The organism is Roseateles sp. P5_E8 (assembly GCF_054177665.1).
On the sequence record NZ_JBGCUM010000060.1, the window covers coordinates 1 to 22,486 of the forward strand.

Sequence of the window (22,486 nt, forward strand, 5' to 3'; positions counted from 1 at the left end):
TTGTTGCGCTTGACCGAGATGGCGGCCTCGATGCCCTTGCGGATGCCGGTGACGGTCACCGTTTCCAGCTGCTGGGGCGCAACGGCTTCCTGCGCGGTCGCGCCGGAAGCGGCGATCAGCAGCGCGCAGCCGATGGCCACCGGGCTGATGCGGAAGGACACGGCGGCAACCGAACCGTGCTTGTTTTTGCTCTGGGTCATGAATGTCTCCTCTGGAATTGGAAAGCGGCTTGGCCCGCAAGGGCGCCGGGGCGGCGGCGCACAACTTTTGGGCGAGAACCCAACGTCTCGTCCTAGTTTGTATCAAAACTAGATTTTCAACCGCACCTACGTAAACCCTAGACGTTGCGAAGAAACGACCTGATTTCTAGGTAATACCGGGGGTAAACCAGTATGGAACCGTCAATTCGACACCAGCTCGACTCCATATAAACCCAAACAAGACGTTGATTTGTAGCGCAACTACACCAAGACGAGACAGCGCTAAACAGCCCGAAATGAGGCGCAAGCGACCCGCCATGCACCAAGCACGCAGGGCTGCGCCGCCCGGGCGCACGCGGCGCCAGCGGTCAGGCCGAAAAATGAGGGGGCGCCACGCCGGGCGGCGGCATGGCGGCTGAAGCCTGGGCCGGCGAGCGAAGCCCGCTGCGCCTCAGGCTGCGTCGGTCAGGCGTCGGCCTGTTCCAGCGCCAGCGAGGCGCCGGAGAGGGCTGCCAGCGTGTCAGTGATGAGGGCGGTGGGGATGCCCGTCAGGAAGGACTGGAAGCGGCCCTTGGCCTCGAAGCGGGCGCGGAACTCGGACTGGAAGAAGCGCTCGCCCAGGCGCGGCACGATGCCGCCACCGATGAAGACGCCGCCGCGCGAGCCCAGCGTCAGCGCGACGTTGCCGGCAAAGCCGCCGAGCATGGCGCAGAACAGATCCAGCGTGCGCGAGCAGGCGGCGGACTCGCCGGCAAGGCCGCGAGCGACGATCTGCTCCGTCGTCAGCGCGCTGACGTCTTCACTGCCGCCCAGCGCTGCCGCCACCGCTCGGCACAGCACCGGCAGGCCGATGCCCGACAGGAAGCGCTCGGCCGAGACATGCGGGAACTCACGGCGTGCATGGCTCAGCACGGCGCTCTCGAAGTCGTCATGCGGCGACAGCGTGACATGGCCGCCCTCCCCCGGCAGCGCCAGCCAGCGGCCCGGCGCACGCACCACGCCGCCCACGCCCAGGCCGGTGCCCGGGCCGATGACGGCCAGCACGGTGCCGGTGGGCACGCTGTCGGCAGCCGGTGGCGACTCGCCCCAGGCGCGCAGTTGGTGGCCCTTCAGGCGCGGCAGCGACAAGGCCTGCGCCTCGAAGTCGTTCAGGCACAGCAGCGTCTGAAGGCCCAGTTCCTGCTGCGTGCCGGCGCGGGAGAAGCTCCATGCGCCGTTGGTCAGCTCGATGTGGTCGCCGTCCAGCGCCGTGGCCAGCGCGAAGGCCGCGCTCTGCGGCTTGGTCGCGCCGGGCGCCTGGCCTTGCAGGTAGGCGCGCACGGCGGCGGCCGGGCCGGCGTTGCCCGCCACGGACAGCACTCGCACGTCCTCCACGGCTGCGCCGGGGCCGGCCACCGTGCCGAAGCGGGCATTGGTGCCACCGACATCGGCCACCAACCAGGGATAGGGGGCACTCATGCCCACGCTCCGACGGTCACTGCGGGGAAATTCATGTTCGAGGGGAAGGCTTTGGCAGACACAGGGCTGGAGGGTGGAATTTGGGCGGGGCGGACGGTAGCAAAACTACACCAATTTCACAATACAAGCTCACCCGGGAATCGACCCATGCGTATGGCAAACGCTTTCACCATTCCCCATCCAGGCCTTCTTCCTGGGGAAAATCAGCGCCGCGGGCCCTGTAGTGAAGCTACAGCCAAGGCACCGCCTGAGCTCACATCGCGGCCTGCTGAATAATCGGCCAGTCCCCTCCCCCAGGCCCCACCGCACCCATGCCCCGTTTCGACAGCCCCCGACTGCTTGCCGATATCGGCGGCACCTACGCCCGTTTCGCGCTGGAAACCGGCCCCGGCGAGTTCACGCAGATCGCCTCGCTGCGCTGCGCCGACCACGCCGACTTCCATGCCGCCGTGCGTGCCTACCTGGCCGGCCTCAACTCGCAGGAGGGCGGCGCGCCGCAGATCGCCCATGCGGCCATCGCCATCGCCAACCCGGTGGAGGGCGACCGGGTGCGCATGACCAACTACCACTGGCAGTTCTCCATCGACGAGATGCGCCAGCGCCTGGGGCTGGACACCCTGGTCGTCGTCAACGACTTCACCGCGCTGGCCATGGCCCTGCCCCGGCTGGCCGAGGTGGACGTGCACCAGGTCGGCGGTGGCCAGGCGCGCCGTCCCAGCGTCATCGGCCTGCTGGGCGCGGGCACGGGCCTGGGCGTGTCCGGGCTGATTCCAGCCGGCGAAGGCTGGATCGCGCTGGGCACTGAAGGCGGCCACGTCAACTTCGGTCCGCGCGACGAGCGCGAGATGGACATCCTGAAGTTCGCCTGGAAGACGCTGGATCACGTCTCCTACGAACGCCTGATCTCCGGCCCCGGTCTGGAGCTGATCTACCGCGCGCTGGCCGACCGCAACGGCGCCACCGTCGAGCCGCTGCTGGCCCCGGTTATCACGCAGCGCGCGCTGGAGGACGGTGATGCGCTGTGCCTGGAGACGCTGGAGGTCTTCTGCGGCCTGCTGGGCACCTGCGCCGCCAACCTGGCCGTGACGCTGGGCTCGCTGGGCGGCATCTACATCGGCGGCGGCATCGTGCCGCGCCTGGGTGAGTATTTCGACCGCAGCCCCTTTCGCGAACGCTTCGAGGACAAGGGGCGCTTCCGCGAGTACGTGTCGGCCATCCCGACCTTCGTCATCACCGCCGAGCACGCCACCTTCAAGGGCGCCTCGGCCATTCTTGAAAACCAGCTGCGCAATCTGCAGGCCTCGCCCGGCTCGGCCATCCTGGGCCAGATCCGCCGCGCGCGCAGCGAGCTGTCGCCCGCCGAGCTGCGCGTGGCCGACCTCGTGCTGGCCCAGCCGCGCTCCGTGCTGAACGACCCCATCGCCGAGATCGCCCGCGCCGCCGGCGTCAGCCAGCCCACCGTCATCCGCTTCTGCCGTTCGCTGGGCTGCGAGGGCCTGTCGGACTTCAAGCTGCGCCTGGCCTCGGGCCTGACGGGCACGGTGCCTGTGACGCACACGCAGGTCAACACCAACGACTCCATGCTGGAGCTGGGCGCCAAGGTGCTGGGCAACACGGCCAGCGCCATCCTGCAGGTGCGCAGCCACCTCAACCGCGACACCATCGACCGCGCCACCGAGATGCTGCTTGCCGCCCATCGCATCGAGTTCTTCGCGCTCGGCCACTACAGCGTCGTGGCGCAGGACGCGCAGTTCAAGTTCCTGCGCTTCGGCATGCCCTGCGGCGCCTACACCGACCCGCGCCTGCAGCTGCTGGCGGCCGACGTGCTGCGCGAGGGCGATGTGGCCGTGGTCATCAGCAGTGGCGGGCGCCTGCCAGAGCTGCTGGCCGTGGTCGAGAAGGCGCAGGAGCGCGGTGCCAAGGTCGTGGCCATCACGGCCAGCCAGAGCCCGCTGGCCAAGAAGGCCGACGTGACGCTGATCGTCGACCACGTCGAGGACATCGCCACTCACCTGCCCATGATCAGCCGCATCCTGCACCTGCTGGTCATCGACATCCTGGCCGTGGGCGTGGCGATGCGCCGCAACCCGGAGAGCATTGCTGCGCTGTCCGGCGGCGAGGACGACGTCGCCAAACCGGCGCGCGGCGCGGCGACACCGGGCGTCAGTACGGCCTCACCGCTGTCGCGGCTGACGTCGCACAGCCGCTGACCGAACGGGTCAGGCAAGCCCTGGCCCCACGTGACTTTCGCCTTGCAATTTCCTGCGCACGACGATGCGCTGTCGCCCGGCCTGCCGCCGCACGACTGATACGCTAGCTCCCCATGCCGGGGCACAGACCCCGAGTCATCTGGGAGGGACATTGAAAGCATTCCTGAAACGCTGGCGCGTGCGCCTGACCGTCATCGCCGTGATCGTGGCCGGCATCGCCTGGTGGGCCACGCGCAAGCCGCCGCCCCCGCCCCCGCCGCCCACCGGCGTCGTCGCGCTGGCCGACATCACGCAGGCCGTGCAGGCCGCCGGCGTGCTGCAGGCCAAGACCAAGGTCGACGTGGGCGCCCAGGTCAGCGGGCAGATCCAGACGCTGCATGTGCAGCTTGGCCAGCAGGTCAAGAAGGGCGAACTGCTCGTCAGCCTGGACCCTGAACTGGCGCGCAGCGACGTCGCCCAGGCCGAGGCCGCACTGGCCCAGGCCCGCGCGCAGTTGGACAGCAGCAAGGTCGACGCCGAGGCTTCACGCCGTGAGGTTGCGCGCCAACGCCGGCTGCTCAGCGGCCAGGCCACCGCGGCCATCGAGGCCGAGCGGGCCGAGACCGACCTCGCCAAGATCGAGGCCGCGCTGCGCGGCCAGGCCGCCACCGTCGCGCGCTTCGAGGCCGACCTCGACAACCGCAAGCTGCGCCAGTCCTACACCCGCATCACGGCGCCCATGGACGGCACCGTCGTCAACCTGCCGGTGCAGGCCGGCCAGACCGTCATCGCCATTCAGGTCACGCCGGTCATGCTGACGCTGGCCGACCTGGACACCATCACCGTGCGCGCCAAGGTGCCCGAGGCCGACATCCAGTCCATCAAGATCGGCCAGACGGCGCGCTTCTCGACGCTGTCCGGCGAGGGCAAGCGCTACGAGGGCAAGTTGCGCGTCATTCAGCCCGTGCCGGAACGCGCGGGCAATGCGGTGTTCTACAACGTGCTGTTCGACGTCGACAACCGCGACCGCGCGCTGTTCAGCGACATGACGGTGCAGGTGGACATCGAGACGGGCACGGTCAAGCAGGTGCCGGCCATGCCCATCGTCGCCCTGGGCGAGCGCGACAAGGACGGGCGCTTCACCGTGCAGGTGCTGGATGCTGCGAACAAGCAGGTGCCGAGGCAGGTGAAGGTGGGCTTGCAGGACGGCGCTCGTGTGCAGGTTCTGGACGGCGTGAAGGCGGGCGAGAAGGTGCTGTTGGCACCGCCGAGTGCGGCGGATGCGGCGGCGAGCGCGGCGAGCAGCTGACATGGCTCGCTTCGCTTCGATGGGCGGTGGGTTGATGCCTATGCCCAGCCGGGATTTCGTCCCGGCGGCCGACTCACTTTTTGCGCCGCCAAAAAGTAAGCAAAAAGCTCTCCCCTGCGAAACCGGCCCTGCGGGCTGCCCTGCGATGCTCGAAGCCCAGGGCTCGCGCAGAACTCACTTCGCTACGCTGCGTTCAGACAACCGCGCGAAGTCAGCTGTCGAAGCGCGCTTCGCGCGCGCCCTGGGCTTCTGCGCTTCTCGGCGGTTTAGAAGGGGAGGCTCCCAAGCAGCCAACAGCCGAAAGCCAAGCCCGGAGTTCGGGTGGCGGATGTATTTCTGCATGCCCCCTTTTAGCCCCGCCGAGCAGCGGAAGGCCTTGAGGGCGTGCGCGCAGCGCACTTCAAGAACTGACTCCGCGCGGCTGTTTGACCGCAGCGTAGCGAAGGGAGTTCCGCGCGGGCCCTCAAGGACTGAGCAGCGCAGGGCACCCCGAAGGGGCGGGGCGGTCAGGGGGGAGCTTTTTGCTTACTTTTTGGCGGCCCAAAAAGTGAGTCGGCCGCCGGGACGAAATCCCGGCATGGGCCTCACCACAAACACCACCGCAACGGAGGCAATCCAATGCCTCTGATCGAACTCAACAACGTCGCCCGCCACTACCAGCTGGGCGAGATCGACGTGCCCGCGCTGGACGGCGTCAGCCTGTCCATCGAGGCCGGCGAATTCGTCGCCATCATGGGTCAGTCGGGCTCGGGCAAGAGCACGCTGATGAACGTGCTGGGCTGCCTGGACAACCCCACCAGCGGCCGCTTCCTCATCGGCGGCACCGACGCCGGCACGCTGGGTCCCGACGAGCTGGCCGCGCTGCGCCGCGAGCGCTTCGGCTTCATCTTCCAGCGCTACCACCTGCTGCCCCACCTGGACGCCCGCGCCAACGCCGCGCTACCGGCCGTCTACGCCGGCGTGGGGCTCAACGCACGCGGCGAACGCGCCCGCGCGCTGCTGGAGCGCCTGGGCCTGGGCGACCGCCTGCATCACCGCCCTAACGAGCTGTCCGGTGGCCAGCAGCAGCGCGTGTCCATCGCGCGGGCGCTGATGAACGGCGGCCAGATCATCCTGGCCGACGAGCCCACCGGCGCGCTGGACTCGGCCTCGGGCGCCGAGATGCTGCGGCTGCTCAAGGAGCTGAACGAGCGCGGCCACACCATCATCCTCGTCACGCACGATGCCGCCGTGGCCGCGCATGCGCGCCGCGTCATCGAGCTGAAGGACGGCAAGGTCGTGGCCGACAACGGCACGCCCGCCGGCCATGTGCCGCCCGCCGAGCTGCCCAGCGACGCACCGCCAGTGAAGCAGAGTGCCTGGCCGGGCCGCTGGATCGTGCAATGGCGCGAGGCGGTCGCCACGGCGCTGCTGGCGCTGCGCAGCAACCGGCTGCGCACGGCGCTGTCCATGCTGGGCATCAGCATCGGCATCGCCTCGGTGGTGAGCATCGTCGCGCTGACGACTGCGGCGCGGGACTCCATCGAGAGCAATGTCGCCAGCATGATGTCCGGCCGCATCCCGGTCTGGGCCGGCAACCCCTCGTTGCCGCCAGGTGTGCAGGCCAAACCTTTCCGGCCCAACGAGATCGATTCGCTGCGCGCGCTGGACGGCGTGCGCGGCATCACGCTGAACCGGCAGATGCAGCTGACGGCCCACCACCGCTCACGCGACGCGACCATGCAGGCCGTGGCCGCCGATGCCAACACGCTGAAGGGCCGCAAGCTCAAGCTCGTGCAAGGGCGCTACTTCGGAGCTATGGACTTCGAGGCCCACAGCCAGGTGCTGGTGCTGGACGAAAAGGCGCGCGACGCGCTGTTCAAGAAGGGCGAGTCGCCGATTGGCCAGGTGGTGTTGCTGCAACTTGGCGGCGGCCCGCCTGTGAATCAGTGGGTGCCGCCCTCGGCCGCCCTGCCCTTCACCGTCATCGGCATCGCCGCTGCGGACGGCGGCGCGATCAGCTTCAGTGGCGGCATGAGCCAGCTCTACCTGCCCAACACCACGTTCGGGCGCAAGCTGGAAGCCCGCGCCGAGGTCTGGAGCTTCGACGTGCAGCTGGACACCAGCGTGCCGCCGCAACAGGTGCGCGAGCACGTCATCTACCGGCTGAAGGCTATGCACGGCCGAGAGGACTTCAGCAGCTTCAACGCCGAAGAGGAGTTCCGCAAGTTCCAGAGCATCACCAGTGCGATGGCCGCCGTGTTCGCCGGCGTGGGCGCCATCTCGCTGCTGGTGGGCGGCGTGGGCGTCATGAACATCATGCTGGTGTCGGTGTCCGAGCGCACCCGCGAAATCGGCATCCGCATGGCCGTGGGCGCACGCCAGGGCGACGTGCGCTTGCAGTTCCTCATCGAGGCCGTCGTCCTGTGCTGCCTGGGCGGGCTGGTGGGCGTGGGCTTGAGCTGGCTCGCCGCTCAAGGGCTTAACGCGGTGCAGAAGCAGGTCGTGGTGGTGGTCAGCTGGGCCGCCTTGGGTGTGGCCTTTGCTGTGTCCAGCCTGGTGGGGCTGATATTCGGCACGCTGCCCGCGCGACGCGCTGCGGCGCTGAGCCCCGTGGACGCCTTGGCGCGAGAGTGAACAACATGAAAACAAGACTGACCTCGATGGCCCTGGCCGCTGCCATGCTGCTGGCCGGGTGCGCCCATGGCCCCGTGAACAAGGCGCCGGAAGTCGCCCTGCCCACCGCCTGGAGCCAGGCCGGCGGCGACGCCACACCCGACTGGGCTGGCCTGCTCGACCCGACGCTGGCCAGGCTGCAGGCCCGCGCGCTGGACGCCAACCGCGACATCGCGCTGGCCGCCCAGCGCTGGAAACGCGCGCAGTTGCTGGCCGACCAGAGCGCGCTGCGCTGGACGCCCAGCGCCGGCATGTCCACCAGCGCCAGCCGGCCGCTGGAGACCCAGAGCACGACGCGCAATGTCGACGTCGGCGGGGTCACCATTCCGGTCACCTCCTCCACCGGCGTGAGCCGCAGCTACGGCGCCAACGTCGGCGTGGGCTACGAGCTGGACCTGTGGGACCGCCTGGCGCAGACGCAGGCCGCCCAGCGCGCCAATGCGGAGGCCGCGCGCACCGACATCGCCGCCGCCCGCCTGCTCATCCGCAGCCAGGTGGCCGAGGCCTACTGGACGCTGGCCTCGCTGCGCGCCCGCCAGCCCTTGGCCGAGACCCAGCTCGCGCTGACCCGCGAGACGCTGGAGCTGACCCGCGCCCGCGTCCGCGAGGGCAAGCTGTTGCCCATCGAACTCGACAAGATCGCCGCCACCGTGCAGGCCGCCGAGAACCGCTTGGCCGACCTGGCCGCCGACACCCTGCTGCAGCGCCAGCGCCTGGCACTGCTGCTGGACGAGCCCCTGCCCGGCCCGTCGCCCGACGCGGCCTTGCCCGCCAACGAGCCACCGCAATGGCGCCTGRCCGAGCCCGCCGACGTGCTGGCCCGCCGCCCCGACGTGCAGAGCGCCCGCCTGGGTGTGGACGCCGCGCTGGCCCGGCTGCGCGCCAGCGAGGCCGAGCGCTACCCACGCCTGAGCTTCTCCGGCAACATCGGCACGGGCGGCTCGCATGCCAGCGACTGGCTGTCACAGCCGCTGGCCTCGTTGGGCGCCAACCTTGTCGTGCCCATGATCGACTGGAAGCGCCTGGCCTTGTCGCGTGACGGCGCCCGCACCGAGCTGGACACCGCCGCACTGACGCTGCGCGACACGCTCAACAAGGCGCTGGCCGACATCGAGACCCAGCGCATCGAGGCCGAACGCCTGGCCCAGCAGCTCGCCGCCAACAACGGCCGGTTGCGCGAGGCGGTTGAAAACGAGCGCCTGGCCACGCTGCGCTACGAGGCCGGCGCGATAGCCCGCGCCGACTGGCTGCAGGCCCGCAGCGCCCGCCTGGACGCGGAGCAGAACCGCATCCAGCTGCGCGCCCAGCAGTGGGTGCGGCAGGCGGCGTTGTTCAAGTCGCTGGGTGGTGCGTGACTGAGCGCTTGAAGGTCCTGTTCATCTGTAGCAGGAACCAGTGGCGCAGTCCCACCGCCGAGCAGGTCTTCCGCCGCCACCCCGCTCTCGCGGTCCGCTCGGCCGGCACCAGCGCCAGCGCGCGCAAGCAGGTCACCCATGTCGACCTGGCCTGGGCCGACGTCATCATCGTCATGGAAAGCAAGCACAAGTCCCGCCTGCTGGCCGAGCACGCACGCACGCTCACGGGCAAAGCGCTGCATGTGCTGGACATTCCCGACGACTACCGCTTCATGGACCCCGAGCTGGTGGAACTGCTGGAGGCCGCCGTGCCGCCGCTGCTTGGTTTAGGCTGACGGCATGCACTTGAACTTCGACCCGCGCCGCCGCGCGCTGCTGACTGCGCTTGCAGGCGCCGCTGTCACGCCCCCCATCGTCGCTGCGCCCTCGCCGCCCGTTCACGGTTTCAAGATCGTGCGCAGCTACCCGCACGACCCCGGCGCCTTCACGCAAGGCCTGTTCTTCCACGACGGATTCCTGTTCGAAGGCACCGGCCTGCGCGGGCGCTCCAGCATCCGCAAGGTGGAGATCGAGACCGGCCGTGTCGTGCAGGCCGTGGAGCTGCCGCCCGAGGTGTTCGGCGAAGGCATCACGCAGTGGGGCGACCGGATCATCGGCATCACCTGGCAGGAGGGCACGGCCTTCGTGGTGGACCTCAAGACCTTCAAGCTCTGGCGCAAGTTCAGCTACGCCGGCGAGGGCTGGGGCATCACGCACAACGACAAAGAGCTGGTCATGAGCGACGGCACGGCCGAGCTGCGCTTCCTGGACCCGCTCACCTTCAAGGAACTGCGCCGCGTGCGCGTCACGGCCGGCGGGCGGCCGGTGGACCAGCTCAACGAGCTGGAATGGGTGAACGGCCAGGTGTTCGCCAACATCTGGCAGACGGACCGCATCGCGCGCATCGACCCCTCAACCGGCCATGTGGTGGGCTGGATCGACCTCACCGGCCTGCTGCCCGCCAGCCAGCGCACCGGCAACGATGACGTGCTCAACGGCATTGCCTACGACGCAGCGAAGAAGCGCCTGTTCGTCACCGGCAAGCTGTGGCCGCGGCTGTTCGAGATCCAGCTGACCGGGCCACGCTGACGCGCCTGGCGCCCCGCCGGGGCACGGCCTCCGCCGCTCAATCAGACGACCAGCAAACCGCTGGGCTGAACAAGCGCACACCTTGGCAGCCGGAGGCGTCTAGTCCTGCACGGTTACGAGCTTCAAGACAGCGTGCCGGGTGGGATTCGGCCTGTGCGGCCAATGAAAATTGTTTTCATGACGGTCCTGCGCCCGTCGTGTAGCAAAAAACATTCTTCGAAGGCCCTCATGTTTTCACGCAACGCGTCTGTCGCACGACGACTCATCGTCGGCTTTGGTGCCATCACCCTCCTGATCGTGGTCTTCTCGGCAACCGCGGCCTGGCTGCTGCGGGACATCCGCGGTTCGGTGCTCCAGGTCGTCGACGACCGGTATCCCAAGGTCGACATCGCACGCGACGTCTTCGACGGCGTGAATGTGCAGTCCGTCATGCTGCGCAACGCGATCATCGCGACCGGCCTGAACAAGTCCGGAGACGCCACCCAATTCCTGGCCACGATGGAAAAGGCTGTCGTGGAGAACACCGAGCGGATGAAGACGCTCGAAGCCATGATCAACACGCCCAAGGGGCAGGAACTGCTCAAGGGCATGGTCGACACGCGCGCCGAATACGGCAAGGCCCGCAACGAGGCCCTGCGCCTCTTGCGCGAGGGCATGGGCGGGCAGGCCAGCGAGTTGGCGCTGGGCGAGCTCCGCGCGAAGCAGAACCTGTTCTTCGCCGCGATCACGCAGATGGTCGATTTCCAGCAGGACCTGATGCGCAAGAGCGGAGACACCGCCAAGGAGCAGGCCACCACGGCCATCACCATCACCGTCTGTCTCGCCCTGGGCGTACTCGCCCTCGCGATCACCATGACCTGGCTGATCACCCGCTCGGTGCTCGGTGAACTGGGCGGGGAACTGTCCAGTGCACGCGAAGCCGCGCAGCGCATCGCGCAGGGCGATCTGTCCCAGTCGCTGCATGTTCGGGAAGGCGATGCCCACTCGCTGTTCGCCGCACTGCAGGCCATGCAGCACTCGCTGGCGGAGACGGTCGCCAATGTCCGCCAAGGCAGTGAGTCGGTCGCCACGGCCTCGGCCCAGATCGCCCAAGGCAATCAAGACCTGTCCAGCCGCACCGAGGAGCAAGCCAGCGCGCTGGAAGAGACGGCGGCCACGATGGAAGAGCTCGGCAGCACCGTCCGCAACAACGCCGACAACGCCCGGCAGGCCGACCAGTTGGCCCAGGCCGCAGCCGGCATCGCGTCCAAGGGCGGCGAGGTCGTCGGCCAGGTGGTGTCGACCATGCAGGGCATCAACGACTCCAGCCGCAAGATCGGCGACATCATCGGTGTCATCGACGGCATCGCCTTCCAGACCAACATCCTGGCCTTGAATGCGGCCGTGGAGGCCGCCCGCGCCGGCGAGCAGGGCCGCGGCTTCGCCGTGGTGGCCGGCGAGGTGCGCAGCCTGGCGCAACGCAGCGCCGAGGCCGCCAAGGAAATCAAGGGCCTGATCGCTCGCAACGTCGAGCAGGTCGAGCAAGGCACCGCGCTGGTGGACCGCGCCGGCAAAACCATGGGCGAGATCGTCGGTTCGATCAAGCGGGTCAGCGACATCGTCGGCGAGATCAGCTCGGCCACGACGGAGCAGAGCAGCGGCATCCACCAGGTGGGCGAAGCCGTGGGCCAGATGGACCGGGTCACGCAGCAGAACGCCGCGCTCGTCGAAGAAAGTGCCGCAGCCGCAGAGAGCCTGCAAACCCAGGCCCAGAGACTCGTTCAGGCCGTGGCGGTGTTCAAGCTGGCGAGCAGGGGCGGCCAGGCGACGGCGCGGGTCTCGCGCAGCGCTGTGACCAAGCCAGCCATCGCGCACAAGGCCTCACGCCCGGCGCCTGCTGCCCAACCCCGCCAGGCGGCGATGCCCGCGAGCCAACCCAAGCCCGCCGCGCCGGTGGTGCGTGAGGCCAAGGTGGAGAGCGAAGAGTGGGCTGAGTTCTAAAAGGGTGATCAGGCGTCAGCCTGACCTCAGCGAAGCCGGCCCAGCGCCGGCTTTTTTGCGCCTCAGCGGCAGACCTCGGCGCCCTGGTCGAAGACGATCTCCCAGCCGCCCGCCGGTTTGCGCCGCCAGACCGACTGAAAGCGCGCGAACACCTTGCCGTCGGGGCTGGTGACCGGCCCGCTGCTCTGCGCCAGGTCGCCGCTGGGTAGCACGAGCACGAGGTCGGGCGCCCAGGCGAAAGGCGGCGTCGGTCCGTCGAAGAACTTGGCCCAGCCGGCCATCACCGCCTCGGGGCCATGCTGCGGCGTCTTGCCGTTCAGCCAGATCGTGTCCGGTGCCAGGAAGCGGCGAAAGGCCGCCAGGTCGCGGTCGGCCAGGGTCTTGGCGAAGGCCGTCTCGGTGGCCGTGACCTCGGCCACGCGCTTTGCGATCTCGGCTGCACCGGGCCAGGCCTGGGCGCTGGCCAGGCCCGCTGCGGCGGGCAGCGTGGCGGCGGCGAGCAGGGCATTGCGGCGAGTGGTCATCGGTCTCTCCTCGGATGGGTGCCGGAGCATGCCTCGCGACGCACCGCGTGACTCAAGTCATCCGCTGGATGGCCGGTCCTCGTCGAACTGCTCGGCGCCCGCGACCAGCCGCAGCCACGGCTCGCGGCGCTTGACCCACAGCTCATAGCTCGGCACCAGCGGCGTGGGCGCCTGCGACAGCAGGCCCAGCTTGATCTCCGCCTCTCGCTCATCGACAGAGAACAGCCGCGACCCACAGCCCGGGCAGAAGTGCCGGCCCTGGAACTCAGCCGTCTCGCCCGTGCGCTCAAACTGCGGCGTGGGCCAGATGCCGTAAAAGGTGAAGGCCGAGCCGCTTTCCTTGCGGCAGTCCATGCAGTGGCAGATGCCCACGCGCAGGGGCTCGCCGCGAACGGCCAGTTGCACGCGCCCGCAAAGGCATTGGCCCCGCAAGACTGCCATGGCCATCATGGCGTCAGAACGCCGCAATGCCCGTGATCGCCCGGCCCAGGATCAGCGCGTGGATGTCGTGCGTACCCTCGTACGTGTTCACCACCTCCAGGTTCACGAGATGGCGGGCGATGCCGAACTCGTCGGAGATGCCGTTGCCGCCCAGCATGTCGCGCGCCATGCGGGCGATGTCCAGGCTCTTGCCGCAGCTGTTGCGCTTCATGATGGACGTGATCTCCACGGCCGCGGTGCCCTCGTCCTTCATGCGGCCCAGGCGCAGGCAGCCTTGCAGGCCCAGCGTGATCTCGGTCTGCATGTCGGCCAGCTTCTTTTGCACCAGCTGGTTGGCCGCCAGGGGCTTGCCGAACTGCTTGCGGTCCATCGTGTACTGGCGGGCCGTGTGCCAGCAGTCCTCGGCGGCGCCGAGCGCCCCCCAGGCGATGCCATAGCGCGCGCTGTTCAGGCAGGTGAACGGGCCCTTGAGGCCGCGCACGTCGGGGAAGGCGTTCTCCTCGGGGCAGAACACGGCGTCCATGACGATCTCGCCGGTGATGGACGCACGCAGCCCCACCTTGCCGTGGATGGCCGGGGCGCTCAGGCCCTTGGCGCCCTTCTCCAGCACGAAGCCCCGGATCTGGCCGTCGTCGTCCTTGGCCCAGACGACGAAGACGTCGGCGATGGGGCTGTTGGTGATCCACATCTTGCTGCCGGTCAGCTCGTAGCCGCCGTCCACCTTGCGGGCGCGCGTGACCATGCTKCCAGGATCGGAGCCGTGGTTGGGCTCGGTCAGGCCGAAGCAGCCTATCCACTCACCGCTGGCCAGCTTGGGCAGGTACTTCTGCTTGGTGGCCTCGTAGCCGAACTCGTTGATCGGCACCATGACGAGGGACGACTGCACGCTCATCATGGAGCGGTAGCCCGAGTCCACGCGCTCCACCTCGCGGGCGATGAGGCCGTAGGACACGTAGTTCAGCCCCGCGCCGCCGTACTCGGCCGGGATGGTCGGGCCCAGCAGACCCAGCTCGCCCATCTCGCGGAAGAGGGCCGGGTCCGTCGTCTCGTGGCGGAAGGCCTCCAGCACGCGGGGCTTGAGCCGCTCCTGGCAATAGGCAGCGGCGGCATCGCGCACCATGCGCTCGTCGTCGGTCAGCTGCTCGTTCAGCAGCAGCGGGTCGTCCCAGTGAAAGCTTGCCTTGTGGGCCATGGCGTTGTCCTCTTGATCGGTGGGCGCCGGTCGGGCGCATATGGCGCCCAGTATTCCTCCGCTACCCGATTCGTGTCCAATTCAAGAAACGACTCCGACCATTCGCCATGCCTATCGACGCGACACGCTCGCTCGAGTTCCGCCACCTGCGCTACTTCCTCGCGCTGGCCGAGGAACTGCACTTCGGCCGCGCCGCCCAGCGCCTGGCCATCTCGCAGCCGCCGCTGTCCGTCGCTATCCAGCAGCTGGAGGCCAGCGTCGGCGCCCGCCTGTTCGACCGCGACAGCAAGGGCGTGCGCCTCACGCCGGCCGGCCAGGCCTTCCGCACCAGCGCGCAAGGCCTGCTGGACCGCGCCGAGGACGCCTGCGCGCTGGCCCGCGAGGTACAGGCCGGCGAGGTGGGGCGGCTGCGGCTGGGCTTTGTCGGTTCCACGCTGTTCAACGGGCTGTCGGCGTGGTTGCAGGCCTTCCAGGCCAGCCACCCCAGGGTCGAGGTCGTCGTGGTGGAGCTGAACTCGCAGGACCAGATCGACGCGCTGCTCGGTGAGGAACTGGACCTGGGCCTCGTCCACACCGACCGCCTGCCGCCAGCGCTGGCCTCGCAGCCGCTCTACAGCGAACCCTTTCTCGCCTGCCTGCCGGCGGGCCACCCGAGCGCGGCTCTGGCAGAGATCCCGCTCGCGGCCTTGAGCGACCAGCCCTTCATCCTCTTTTCCCGCAAGGGCTCGCCGGACTACCACGCCCGCATCGTCGAGATCTGCCGCCAGCACGGCTTCTACCCGCGGCTGCAGCACGAAGGCCGGCACTGGCTGTCGGTCGTGTCGCTGGTGGCCCAGGGCCTGGGCGTCAGCATCGTGCCGGCGGCGTTCCAGCGGGCGGGGATTCAGGGGGCGGTATTCAGGCCGCTGGCGGAGGGGATTGAGGGGTCGGCGGTGTTTGCGGCGTGGCGGAAGGACGCGGCGGGGGTGTTGAGGGAGCGCTTCTTGGCGGCGCACGGCAGCTGAACTTGTTCGGGATGACGCGACGCCAAAGCGTCCGAGCAATCCGCCTTGACAGCTCACCGAATGCGCCTCGGTAGACTGGTGAGCAATGAGCATGCTGGCAACATTCATCACCGCTGAGGCCGTTAGCGACTGGCACGACGCCGATCGCTTTGTATTGGGCGGCCCTGCCGGCTCAACGGAGTCTGCCGTTGCGGCTGTTGGGATCAGCCTAGGGACGAAGCCTCGGTGGCGAGTTGATTTGCTTGCAGGCGTTGGGCATTCCTACTTTCAGGACCTGCGCTGCGTCGGTGAACTGATTTACATCGGCTACGGCCAGCAAGTTGCCGTGTTCTCACCCAGGACCGGCGACTTGGCATCGCACTCGGTCGATGGCTATTTTGGCCACCTCTTCACTGCCAGCGATCTTGAGTCATCGGAACTTGCTTCTTCGGTGTTGGTYGCGTCGGCGTCAGAGTTGCTGCGCTTCGACGGAACTGGCCGGCTCCTGTGGAGGAAATCCGAACTTGGGGTCGATGGTGTCATCGTCCAGCGAGTTCAGGATGGGCAGATTTTCGGCGATGCAGAGTGGGACCCGCCGGGCGGGTGGGAGCCCTTTCGACTGCACCTAGATTCGGGTGAAGCCTATCGGACCTGAGGCTCCGCGTTGCGGCCACCTACCAACGCGAGGCGGACCGATCCATCGCGCCTCTGAGCCTGATCGGCGTGGAGCGCATCGCCGCCAGCAGCACAGCCGCGCCAAACAGCTGGCCACAGAGCGCGCCCCGCCAATGCGGTTTGCGATGCGGCCAATCCTGCCGCAGGCCGACTCAGTGGCCGGCCTTGGCCGCCAGCAGCGCATCCACCGCCGCGTAGTCCACCGGCTTGACGAGGTGGTGGTCGAAGCCCGCCTCGGCGGAGCGCCGCCGGTCCTCGGCCTGGCCCCAGCCGCTGGTGGCGATCATCAGCACGCCCTGCCCCCACGGCATCTCGCGCACCTTGCGGCAGACCTCGTGGCCACTCAGGCCGGGCATGGCGATGTCCAGCAGCATCACGTGCGGCCGGAACGCCTGCGCGATCTCAAACGCCTCCGTGCCGTTCGCGGCCGTGCGCACGTCGTTACCGCCCAGCGAGAGCAGCAGCGACAGGCTCTCGGCCGCGTCGGCGTTGTCGTCGGCCACCAGGACCCGCAGGCCCGTGGACGCAAAGCCGGCCGGCGCCGCCTCGGCCCTGGCCGGCGCCGCCAGCCCCTGCCCGGCCAGCGGTAGCCGCACGATGAACTCACTGCCCTGGCCGACGCCGGCGCTGCGCGCCTCCACGCTGCCACCGTGCCGCTCCACCAGTTGGCGCACCAGCGTCAGGCCAATGCCAAGGCCGCCACCCACCTGTGCGTGTGAACGCTGCACCTGTGTGAACATGTCGAACACGCTGTCCAGCATTTCCAGCGGGATTCCGATGCCGTCGTCGCGCACCGACAGCACTGCCTGCGCTGCCTCGCGGCGCAGGCTCACCTCGATGCTGCCGCCGTGCGGCGTGAACTTGGAGGCGTTGCTGATCAGGTTGGACAGCACCTGGATCAGGCGCGTCTCGTCAGCGTCGACGATGCAGTCCTGCTCGGGCAGATGCGCCGTCAGCCGGTGGCCAGCCTGCTCCACGCCCAGCTGGCTGGTCGCCACAGCCTGGCGCACGACACCGATCAGCGACAGAGGCTCGCGCTTCAGCTCGACGAGGCCGCGCGTCAGGCGCGAGAGGTCCATCAAGTCGTCGATCAGCCGCACCATCTGCACCAGCTGGCGCTCCATGATGTCGCGGCTCGAATCCAGGATGCGCGGGTCATGGTGGGCCCGGCGCTGCAGCGTCAGCGCATTGCCGATGGCCGCCAGCGGATTGCGCAGCTCGTGCGCCAGCGTCGCCAGGAACTCATCCTTGGTGCGGTTGGACTCCGCCAGCTCCTGCGACAGCTCGCGATACCTGGCCTCGTTCGCGCGCAACGCGGCATCGGTCACCTCGCGGTCCGTCACGTCCGCGCCTTCGACGAAGATGCCCACCACGGTGCCGTCCTTGCCCTTGATGGGCTGGTAGACGAAGTCCACGAAGCGCTCCGTCGCGGCCTCGCCCGGGCGGCTCTGGGACATGAACTTGGCGCCCTTGGCAATGTAGGCCTCGCCGGTCGCGTAGACACGGTCCAGCAGCGCCCCATAGCCCTGCGCCACGGCGTCCGGCATGGCCTCTGCCAGCGTCTTGCCGACCACCTCGCGGTCCACCAGCTTCAGGTAGCTGGGGTTGGCGATCTCGAACCGGTGGCTCGGGCCGCTGAGCAGCGTCATGAACGTCGGCGCCTGCTCGAAGAGCTGCCCCAGCTGGTCGCGCTCCGCCGCCATGCGCTGGTTGGCCAGCACCTGCTCGGTCGTCTCCGTGCACACCACCAGCACGCCGCCGATGCCGTTCGGGCTGTGCTCGTCGTCGATGGGGCTGTAGCTGTAGGTCCAGTACACGTCCTCGCAGCGCCCGTGGCGCGTGATCGGCACCAGGTGGTTCACGTTCCACGTCGCGCCCCGCCCCTCGCGCACCTGCTCGATCTGCGGGCCGATGATGGGCCAGATCTCCTCCCACACCTCACGCGCAGGCCGGCCCAGCGAGCCGGGGTGGCGCTCCGGGCCGATGCATTCGCGGTAGGCGTCGTTGTACAGGCAGGCGTTCTCTGCGCCCCACCAGATGTACATCGGGTGGCCGGTGTTCAAGATGAGCCGCACCATCGCGCGCAGCGGCTGCGGCCAGGTATTCGGCGCACCGAGGGACGAGCTGGACCAGTCATGGGCGCGCATAAGGGCGCCCATCTCACCGCCACCGGAGAGGAAGGCGGGGGATGCCGGGGTGGCAGGCTGCGTCAACGGGGAGTTAGAGGGAGCGGGAGGCATCTTCCGGCGGATACAGGTGCGCTGCCGATTGTCAGCGGAGTCTGCGGGGCTGGCGAAAGCCGACGGGGTAACAAGTTGCCGCGCAGCACATACGCAATATCCACATCGCGCCAGCGCTCCGCGCCACCATCGCCCATGCTTGAATTGCATTCCCGCGAGCAGGCCGCGCCAAGTGCGCCACAGAGCCCGCCGCAGCCAGGGGCGACTCGGAGACATCCATGACTTCACTTCGGCAACTGGCCAGCCGCCTGCTGCTCGCCACAACGGCGATGACCCTGGCCACCACAGCGCACGCAGACATCACCATCGGCCAGACCGCCGGCCACACCGGCACGGTGGCGTCCAGCGTCAAGGAGGCGACCCAGGGCGCCAAGCTCTACTTCGACATCGTCAACGCCAGTGGCGGCGTCCACGGCCAGAAGCTCACGCTGGTGTCGCTGGACGACAAGTTCGACGCCAAGCTGGCCGTGACCAATGCCAAGGCGCTGATCGACCAGGGCGTGATCGCCCTCTTCCTGAACCGCGGCACACCGCTCACACAGGCCGTCATGCCGCTGCTGACCGAGCACAAGATCCCGCTGGTGGCGCCGTCCACCGGCGCGATGGCGCTGCACAAGCCCGTGCACCCCTGGCTGTTCAACGTGCGCGCCACCTACCAGCGCGAGGCGGAACGGGCCATCGAGCATCTGAGCCTGATCGGCGTGGAGCGCATCGCCATCGTGCAGGTGGACGACTCTTTCGGCGAGGACGCGGTGGTGGGCGCGCTGGCCGGGCTGGGCAAGGTGAACAAGGCGGCCGTGGCCCACGAGAAGTACGACCGCGCCAAGCCCGACTTCGGCCCCATCGTTCCCAAGCTGCTGGCCAAGCAACCGCAGGCGGTGCTGTTCATCGGCTCGGGCACGGCGGTCGTGCAGGGCATGAGGGCGGTGCGGGCGGCGGGCTCGACGGCGCAGCTCGTCACGCTGTCTAACAACGCGTCCGCCGGCTTCATCAAGGACCTGGGCGACGTTGCCTACGGCGTCATCGTCAGCCAGGTGTTCCCCTACGAGCGCTCGCTGGCCAAGCCCATCATCAAGGAGGCACTGGAGGCGGCGCAGAAGGCCGGTGTCGAGCTGACGCCGACGACCGTGGAGGGCTATGTGTCGGCCAAGGTGCTGGTGGAGGGCCTGAAGCGGGCCGGCAAGCAGCCGACGCGCCAGAGCCTGCGCGATGCGCTGGAGAACATGGGCCGCTACGACGTGGGCGGCATCGAGGTGGGCTACAGCGCCAAGGACCACAGCGGCCTGGACTATGTGGACCTGGCCATCATTGACCCGTCGGGCAAGTTCAGGCGCTGAGGCCGGGCCGGTTCAGCGCCGCAACCCGTTGAGCACATGGCCCGCGCTGCCCAGCAAGCGCTCCACCACCGCCTCGAACAAGGCCTCTTCGGCCACCACGCCCTGGATCCGCTGCCCCTGCAGCGACCCGCACAGGTTCACGCTGGCCAGCGGCCCGGGCAGCGCCTGCATGTACTCGACCACACCGGCCGGCTGCCCGGCCGCGATCTCGGCCATGAAGGCCGGGCTGAGCATGCCGACGTTGTCGAGCAGCGGAAAGGGCAGGATCTGGCGCAGCTGGGACAAAAAGTTCGTGCCGACGTCGAGCTTGCCGAGGGTGTCGCGCTGGCGGGCGATGCGCACGCAGGCGTCGATGAAAAAGTCCAGGTGCAGGCTGCCGGCGCAGAAGGCGGCCACCGAGTTGTTGAAGCGGTGGCTGACGCGGCGGGCCCCGGCGGGGTCGGTATAAAGCCAGAGTTCATGGCACAGCACGAAGCCGCTCTCCGGCGCGACCTGCAACGCCTCGGGGCAGAAGACCAGCATGTCGGCGTCGACCCAGATGGTGCGCTGCCAGCCTTCGGCCAGCAGCTCCTTGGCGACGAGGAGGCGGGCCAGGTCGGTGACGGGGCAGATCTCGTGCCGGGCCTTGGCGCGGAACCAGTCGGGCGCGCGGGCCAGGAAGCCGTCGTCGTAGAAGCGGTAGTCATAGCCCCGGGCCGCCGCCCAGGCCTTGACGGTGGCCATGCAACTGGTGATCCAGGCCGGCACGCGCTCGGTGCGGAAGGATTGATAGACGATGGTCTTCACGGCAGCGAGTGTCTCGTCGCGCCTATGGCTCGGGTTGACAGGGAGTTGGAATTAACCGACACCACGATGCACCYGCCGCCGCTATGGTCCCGCCGCCATGAGCAGTTCCACCCCCCTCTCCCCGCCCTTCTCCCCACCCCGCGCCCAGCCGCGCACGCCGCTGCGCATCTGGGACATCTCCCCCACCGTCGCGCCCGACGCGCCCATCTTCCCGGGCGACGAGCCCTACAGCCTGCGCTGGACGGCCCAGCTGTCGCCCGACTGCCCGGTCAACCTGAGCGCCATCACGATGTCGCCCCACGTCGGCGCGCATGCGGATGCCCCGCTGCATTACGCCAACGACGCACCTGCGATTGCCGACGTGCCGCTGGACACCTATCTGGGCCGCTGCCGCGTCATCCACGCCATTGGCGCCGCACCGCTGATCACGGTCGAGCATCTACGGCACGCTGAAGCCGACCTGCCACCCCGCGTGCTGGTGCGCTGCTGCGAGCGGGCCGACACGGTGTGGAACCCCGCCTTCACGGCCTATGCGCCCGAGGCCATCGCCTGGCTGGCCGCGCGCGGCGTGCGGCTGGTCGGCATCGACACGCCCAGCGTCGACCCGGCCGACTCCAAGGCGCTGAGCAGCCACCAGCAGTTGCGCCGCCTGGACCTGCGCGTGCTGGAGAACCTGGTGCTCGACGACGTGCCCGAGGGCGATTACGAGCTGATCGCCCTGCCCCTGAAACTCCAAGGCGCCTGCGCATCGCCCGTGCGCGCCATCCTGAGGGAACTGCCATGAATATCGAAGAAGCCAAGCGGCTCGATGCCGCCGACCCCCTGCGCTCGCTGCGCGACCTCTTCACGTTGCCCGAAGGCATCACCTACCTGGACGGCAACTCCCTGGGCGCCCTGCCCCGCGCCACGCCCGAGCGCATCCAGCGCGCGGTGGAACAGGAGTGGGGCCAGGGCCTGATCAAGAGCTGGAACACGGCCGGCTGGATCGACCTGCCGCGCCGCCTGGGCGACCGGCTGGCGCCCTGGCTGGGCGCGCGGCCCGGCGAGGTGCTGGTGGCGGACTCGACCTCGGTGAGCCTCTACAAGGTGCTGCACGCCGCGCTGCAGCTGCAGCAGGGCCAGCGCCGCGTCATCGTCAGCGAGCGCAGCAACTTCCCGACCGACAACTACATCGCCCAGAGCGTGGCCCGCGCGCACGGCGGCGAGCTGATCCTGGCCGAGACGCCGGAGGACATCCCGCCCCTGCTGGACGAGCGCTGCGCCGTGCTGATGCTCACCCATGTGAACTACCGCAGCGGCCGCATGCACGACATGGGGCTGCTGACGCGCTGGGCCCACCAGGCCGGCGCGCTGGCCGTGTGGGACCTGGCGCACAGCGCCGGCATCGTGCCCATCGACCTGCTGGGCAGCGCGGCCGACTTCGCCATCGGCTGCGGCTACAAATACCTGAACGGCGGCCCCGGTGCGCCGGCCTTCGTGTGGATGCACCCACGCCACGAAGGCCAGGTGTGGCAGCCGCTGACGGGTTGGCTGGGCCATGCCAACCCCTTCGACTTCGACAGCGAGTACCAGCCCGCGCCGGGCATCCAGCAGTACCAGTGCGGCACGCCGGCCGTGCTGTCCATGACCGGGCTGGACACGGCGCTGGACGTCTACGACGCCGCRCAGAAGCTGGGCGGCATGAAGGCACTGCGCAACAAATCGCTGGCGCTGACCGAGGCGTTCATCGGCGGCGTGGAGCAGCGCGTGCCGGGCGCGGCAATAGCCACGCCGCGCGAGGCGGCGCTGCGTGGTTCGCAGGTGTCGTTCTCGCTGCCGCAGGGGATCGACGGCTATGCCGTCATGCAGGCGCTGATCCACCACGGCGTCATCGGCGACTTCCGCACCGGTGACCCGGAGCTGCTGCGCTTCGGCTTCGCGCCGCTGTACAACGGCTTTGCCGACGTGGCGCGGGGCGTCGAGGTGCTGGGCCAGATCCTCGAATCACGCTCTTGGGACGCCCCTCAGTTCACCAGCCGCAGCAAGGTGACCTGA

At 68.9% G+C, this 22,486-nt stretch carries 19 protein-coding genes; 12 read left to right on the top strand and 7 right to left on the bottom strand.

Features of this window, described 5'->3' with window-relative positions:
- Together ACXRVZ_RS23555 and glk are read right to left on the bottom strand one after the other, a co-directional pair.
- Positions 1–200, bottom strand: a 200-nt coding sequence (locus ACXRVZ_RS23555; protein ID WP_458232887.1) for a hypothetical protein, incomplete at its 3' end; no start/stop codon positions are given.
- Between the two features lie 465 nt (positions 201–665).
- The gene (gene glk, locus ACXRVZ_RS23560; RefSeq protein WP_457423233.1) at positions 666–1,658 is read right to left on the bottom strand and encodes a glucokinase; all 993 of its coding nucleotides are present in this window, start codon (positions 1,656–1,658) and stop codon (positions 666–668) included.
- A gap of 311 nt (positions 1,659–1,969) precedes the next feature.
- On the opposite strand from glk, the gene ACXRVZ_RS23565 reads away from it, so the two are divergent.
- The 7 genes from ACXRVZ_RS23565 (at position 1,970) to ACXRVZ_RS23595 (ending at position 12,274) form a co-directional block, all read left to right on the top strand.
- Positions 1,970–3,868, top strand: a complete 1,899-nt coding sequence (locus tag ACXRVZ_RS23565) for a glucokinase (RefSeq protein WP_457423235.1) — start codon at positions 1,970–1,972, stop codon at positions 3,866–3,868.
- Between the two features lie 151 nt (positions 3,869–4,019).
- On the top strand, positions 4,020–5,156 hold the full coding sequence (locus tag ACXRVZ_RS23570) for an efflux RND transporter periplasmic adaptor subunit (RefSeq protein ID WP_457423237.1): 1,137 nt from the start codon (positions 4,020–4,022) through the stop codon (positions 5,154–5,156).
- Between the two features lie 618 nt (positions 5,157–5,774).
- The gene (locus ACXRVZ_RS23575; RefSeq protein ID WP_457423239.1) at positions 5,775–7,772 is read left to right on the top strand and encodes an ATP-binding cassette domain-containing protein; all 1,998 of its coding nucleotides are present in this window, start codon (positions 5,775–5,777) and stop codon (positions 7,770–7,772) included.
- A 5-nt stretch (positions 7,773–7,777) separates the two neighbouring features.
- Positions 7,778–9,166 (top strand): TolC family protein, encoded by a 1,389-nt coding sequence (locus ACXRVZ_RS23580; protein ID WP_458232888.1) that lies wholly within the window; start codon positions 7,778–7,780, stop codon positions 9,164–9,166.
- Between the two features lie 8 nt (positions 9,167–9,174).
- Complete coding sequence (locus ACXRVZ_RS23585) at positions 9,175–9,501, top strand: low molecular weight protein tyrosine phosphatase family protein (protein ID WP_457423244.1); 327 nt, start codon at positions 9,175–9,177, stop codon at positions 9,499–9,501.
- A gap of 4 nt (positions 9,502–9,505) precedes the next feature.
- Positions 9,506–10,294 carry a glutaminyl-peptide cyclotransferase gene (locus ACXRVZ_RS23590; RefSeq protein WP_457423246.1) on the top strand — a complete coding sequence of 263 codons (789 nt, stop codon included), beginning with the start codon at positions 9,506–9,508 and terminating at the stop codon, positions 10,292–10,294.
- 228 nt (positions 10,295–10,522) lie between these two features.
- Entirely contained in the window at positions 10,523–12,274 is a 1,752-nt protein-coding gene (locus ACXRVZ_RS23595) for a methyl-accepting chemotaxis protein (RefSeq protein WP_458232889.1), read from the top strand.
- 62 nt (positions 12,275–12,336) lie between these two features.
- Here ACXRVZ_RS23595 and ACXRVZ_RS23600 read toward each other — a convergent pair whose 3' ends face one another.
- Genes ACXRVZ_RS23600 through ACXRVZ_RS23610 form a run of 3 tightly spaced genes read right to left on the bottom strand, consistent with a single transcriptional unit; the run spans position 12,337 to position 14,431 of the window.
- Entirely contained in the window at positions 12,337–12,798 is a 462-nt protein-coding gene (locus ACXRVZ_RS23600) for a YybH family protein (protein ID WP_457423250.1), read from the bottom strand.
- A gap of 57 nt (positions 12,799–12,855) precedes the next feature.
- On the bottom strand, positions 12,856–13,248 hold the full coding sequence (locus ACXRVZ_RS23605) for a GFA family protein (protein WP_458232890.1): 393 nt from the start codon (positions 13,246–13,248) through the stop codon (positions 12,856–12,858).
- Between the two features lie 4 nt (positions 13,249–13,252).
- The gene (locus ACXRVZ_RS23610) at positions 13,253–14,431 is read right to left on the bottom strand and encodes an acyl-CoA dehydrogenase (RefSeq protein WP_457423254.1); all 1,179 of its coding nucleotides are present in this window, start codon (positions 14,429–14,431) and stop codon (positions 13,253–13,255) included.
- Between the two features lie 107 nt (positions 14,432–14,538).
- Between ACXRVZ_RS23610 and ACXRVZ_RS23615 the strand changes: the two genes are divergently transcribed.
- Positions 14,539–15,435, top strand: coding sequence for a LysR family transcriptional regulator (locus ACXRVZ_RS23615; protein WP_457423256.1), 897 nt, complete (start codon positions 14,539–14,541; stop codon positions 15,433–15,435).
- Between the two features lie 85 nt (positions 15,436–15,520).
- On the top strand, positions 15,521–16,069 hold the full coding sequence (locus tag ACXRVZ_RS23620) for a hypothetical protein (protein WP_457423258.1): 549 nt from the start codon (positions 15,521–15,523) through the stop codon (positions 16,067–16,069).
- Positions 16,070–16,241: 172 nt separating this feature from the next.
- Here the strand turns inward: ACXRVZ_RS23620 and ACXRVZ_RS23625 are convergent, their stop codons facing one another.
- Positions 16,242–18,236: an ATP-binding protein gene (locus ACXRVZ_RS23625; RefSeq protein WP_457423260.1), complete on the bottom strand. Its 1,995-nt coding sequence runs from the start codon at positions 18,234–18,236 to the stop codon at positions 16,242–16,244.
- Between the two features lie 311 nt (positions 18,237–18,547).
- Between ACXRVZ_RS23625 and ACXRVZ_RS23630 the strand changes: the two genes are divergently transcribed.
- Positions 18,548–19,666, top strand: a complete 1,119-nt coding sequence (locus tag ACXRVZ_RS23630; RefSeq protein WP_457423262.1) for an ABC transporter substrate-binding protein — start codon at positions 18,548–18,550, stop codon at positions 19,664–19,666.
- Between the two features lie 12 nt (positions 19,667–19,678).
- Here ACXRVZ_RS23630 and ACXRVZ_RS23635 read toward each other — a convergent pair whose 3' ends face one another.
- Positions 19,679–20,452 carry a hypothetical protein gene (locus tag ACXRVZ_RS23635; protein ID WP_457423264.1) on the bottom strand — a complete coding sequence of 258 codons (774 nt, stop codon included), beginning with the start codon at positions 20,450–20,452 and terminating at the stop codon, positions 19,679–19,681.
- A gap of 97 nt (positions 20,453–20,549) precedes the next feature.
- Here ACXRVZ_RS23635 and kynB point away from each other — a divergent pair, with 97 nt between their 5' ends.
- Both kynB and kynU read left to right on the top strand, forming a co-directional pair.
- Positions 20,550–21,236, top strand: a complete 687-nt coding sequence (gene kynB, locus ACXRVZ_RS23640; protein WP_457423266.1) for an arylformamidase — start codon at positions 20,550–20,552, stop codon at positions 21,234–21,236.
- The gene (gene kynU / locus ACXRVZ_RS23645) at positions 21,233–22,486 is read left to right on the top strand and encodes a kynureninase (protein WP_458232891.1); all 1,254 of its coding nucleotides are present in this window, start codon (positions 21,233–21,235) and stop codon (positions 22,484–22,486) included. Before kynB ends, kynU begins: the two co-directional genes overlap by 4 nt.

Excerpts from the sequence above, each read along its gene's own strand:
- glk (WP_457423233.1), bottom strand. The coding sequence starts at position 1,658 with ATGAGTGCCCCCTATCCCTGGTTGGTGGCCGATGTCGGTGGCACCAAT.
- ACXRVZ_RS23565 (WP_457423235.1), top strand. The coding sequence starts at position 1,970 with ATGCCCCGTTTCGACAGCCCCCGACTGCTTGCCGATATCGGCGGCACC.
- ACXRVZ_RS23575 (WP_457423239.1), top strand. The coding sequence starts at position 5,775 with ATGCCTCTGATCGAACTCAACAACGTCGCCCGCCACTACCAGCTGGGC.
- ACXRVZ_RS23590 (WP_457423246.1), top strand. The coding sequence starts at position 9,506 with ATGCACTTGAACTTCGACCCGCGCCGCCGCGCGCTGCTGACTGCGCTT.
- ACXRVZ_RS23595 (WP_458232889.1), top strand. The coding sequence starts at position 10,523 with ATGTTTTCACGCAACGCGTCTGTCGCACGACGACTCATCGTCGGCTTT.
- ACXRVZ_RS23600 (WP_457423250.1), bottom strand. The coding sequence starts at position 12,798 with ATGACCACTCGCCGCAATGCCCTGCTCGCCGCCGCCACGCTGCCCGCC.
- ACXRVZ_RS23605 (WP_458232890.1), bottom strand. The coding sequence starts at position 13,248 with ATGATGGCCATGGCAGTCTTGCGGGGCCAATGCCTTTGCGGGCGCGTG.
- ACXRVZ_RS23615 (WP_457423256.1), top strand. The coding sequence starts at position 14,539 with ATGCCTATCGACGCGACACGCTCGCTCGAGTTCCGCCACCTGCGCTAC.
- ACXRVZ_RS23625 (WP_457423260.1), bottom strand. The coding sequence starts at position 18,236 with ATGCGCGCCCATGACTGGTCCAGCTCGTCCCTCGGTGCGCCGAATACC.
- ACXRVZ_RS23630 (WP_457423262.1), top strand. The coding sequence starts at position 18,548 with ATGACTTCACTTCGGCAACTGGCCAGCCGCCTGCTGCTCGCCACAACG.
- kynB (WP_457423266.1), top strand. The coding sequence starts at position 20,550 with ATGAGCAGTTCCACCCCCCTCTCCCCGCCCTTCTCCCCACCCCGCGCC.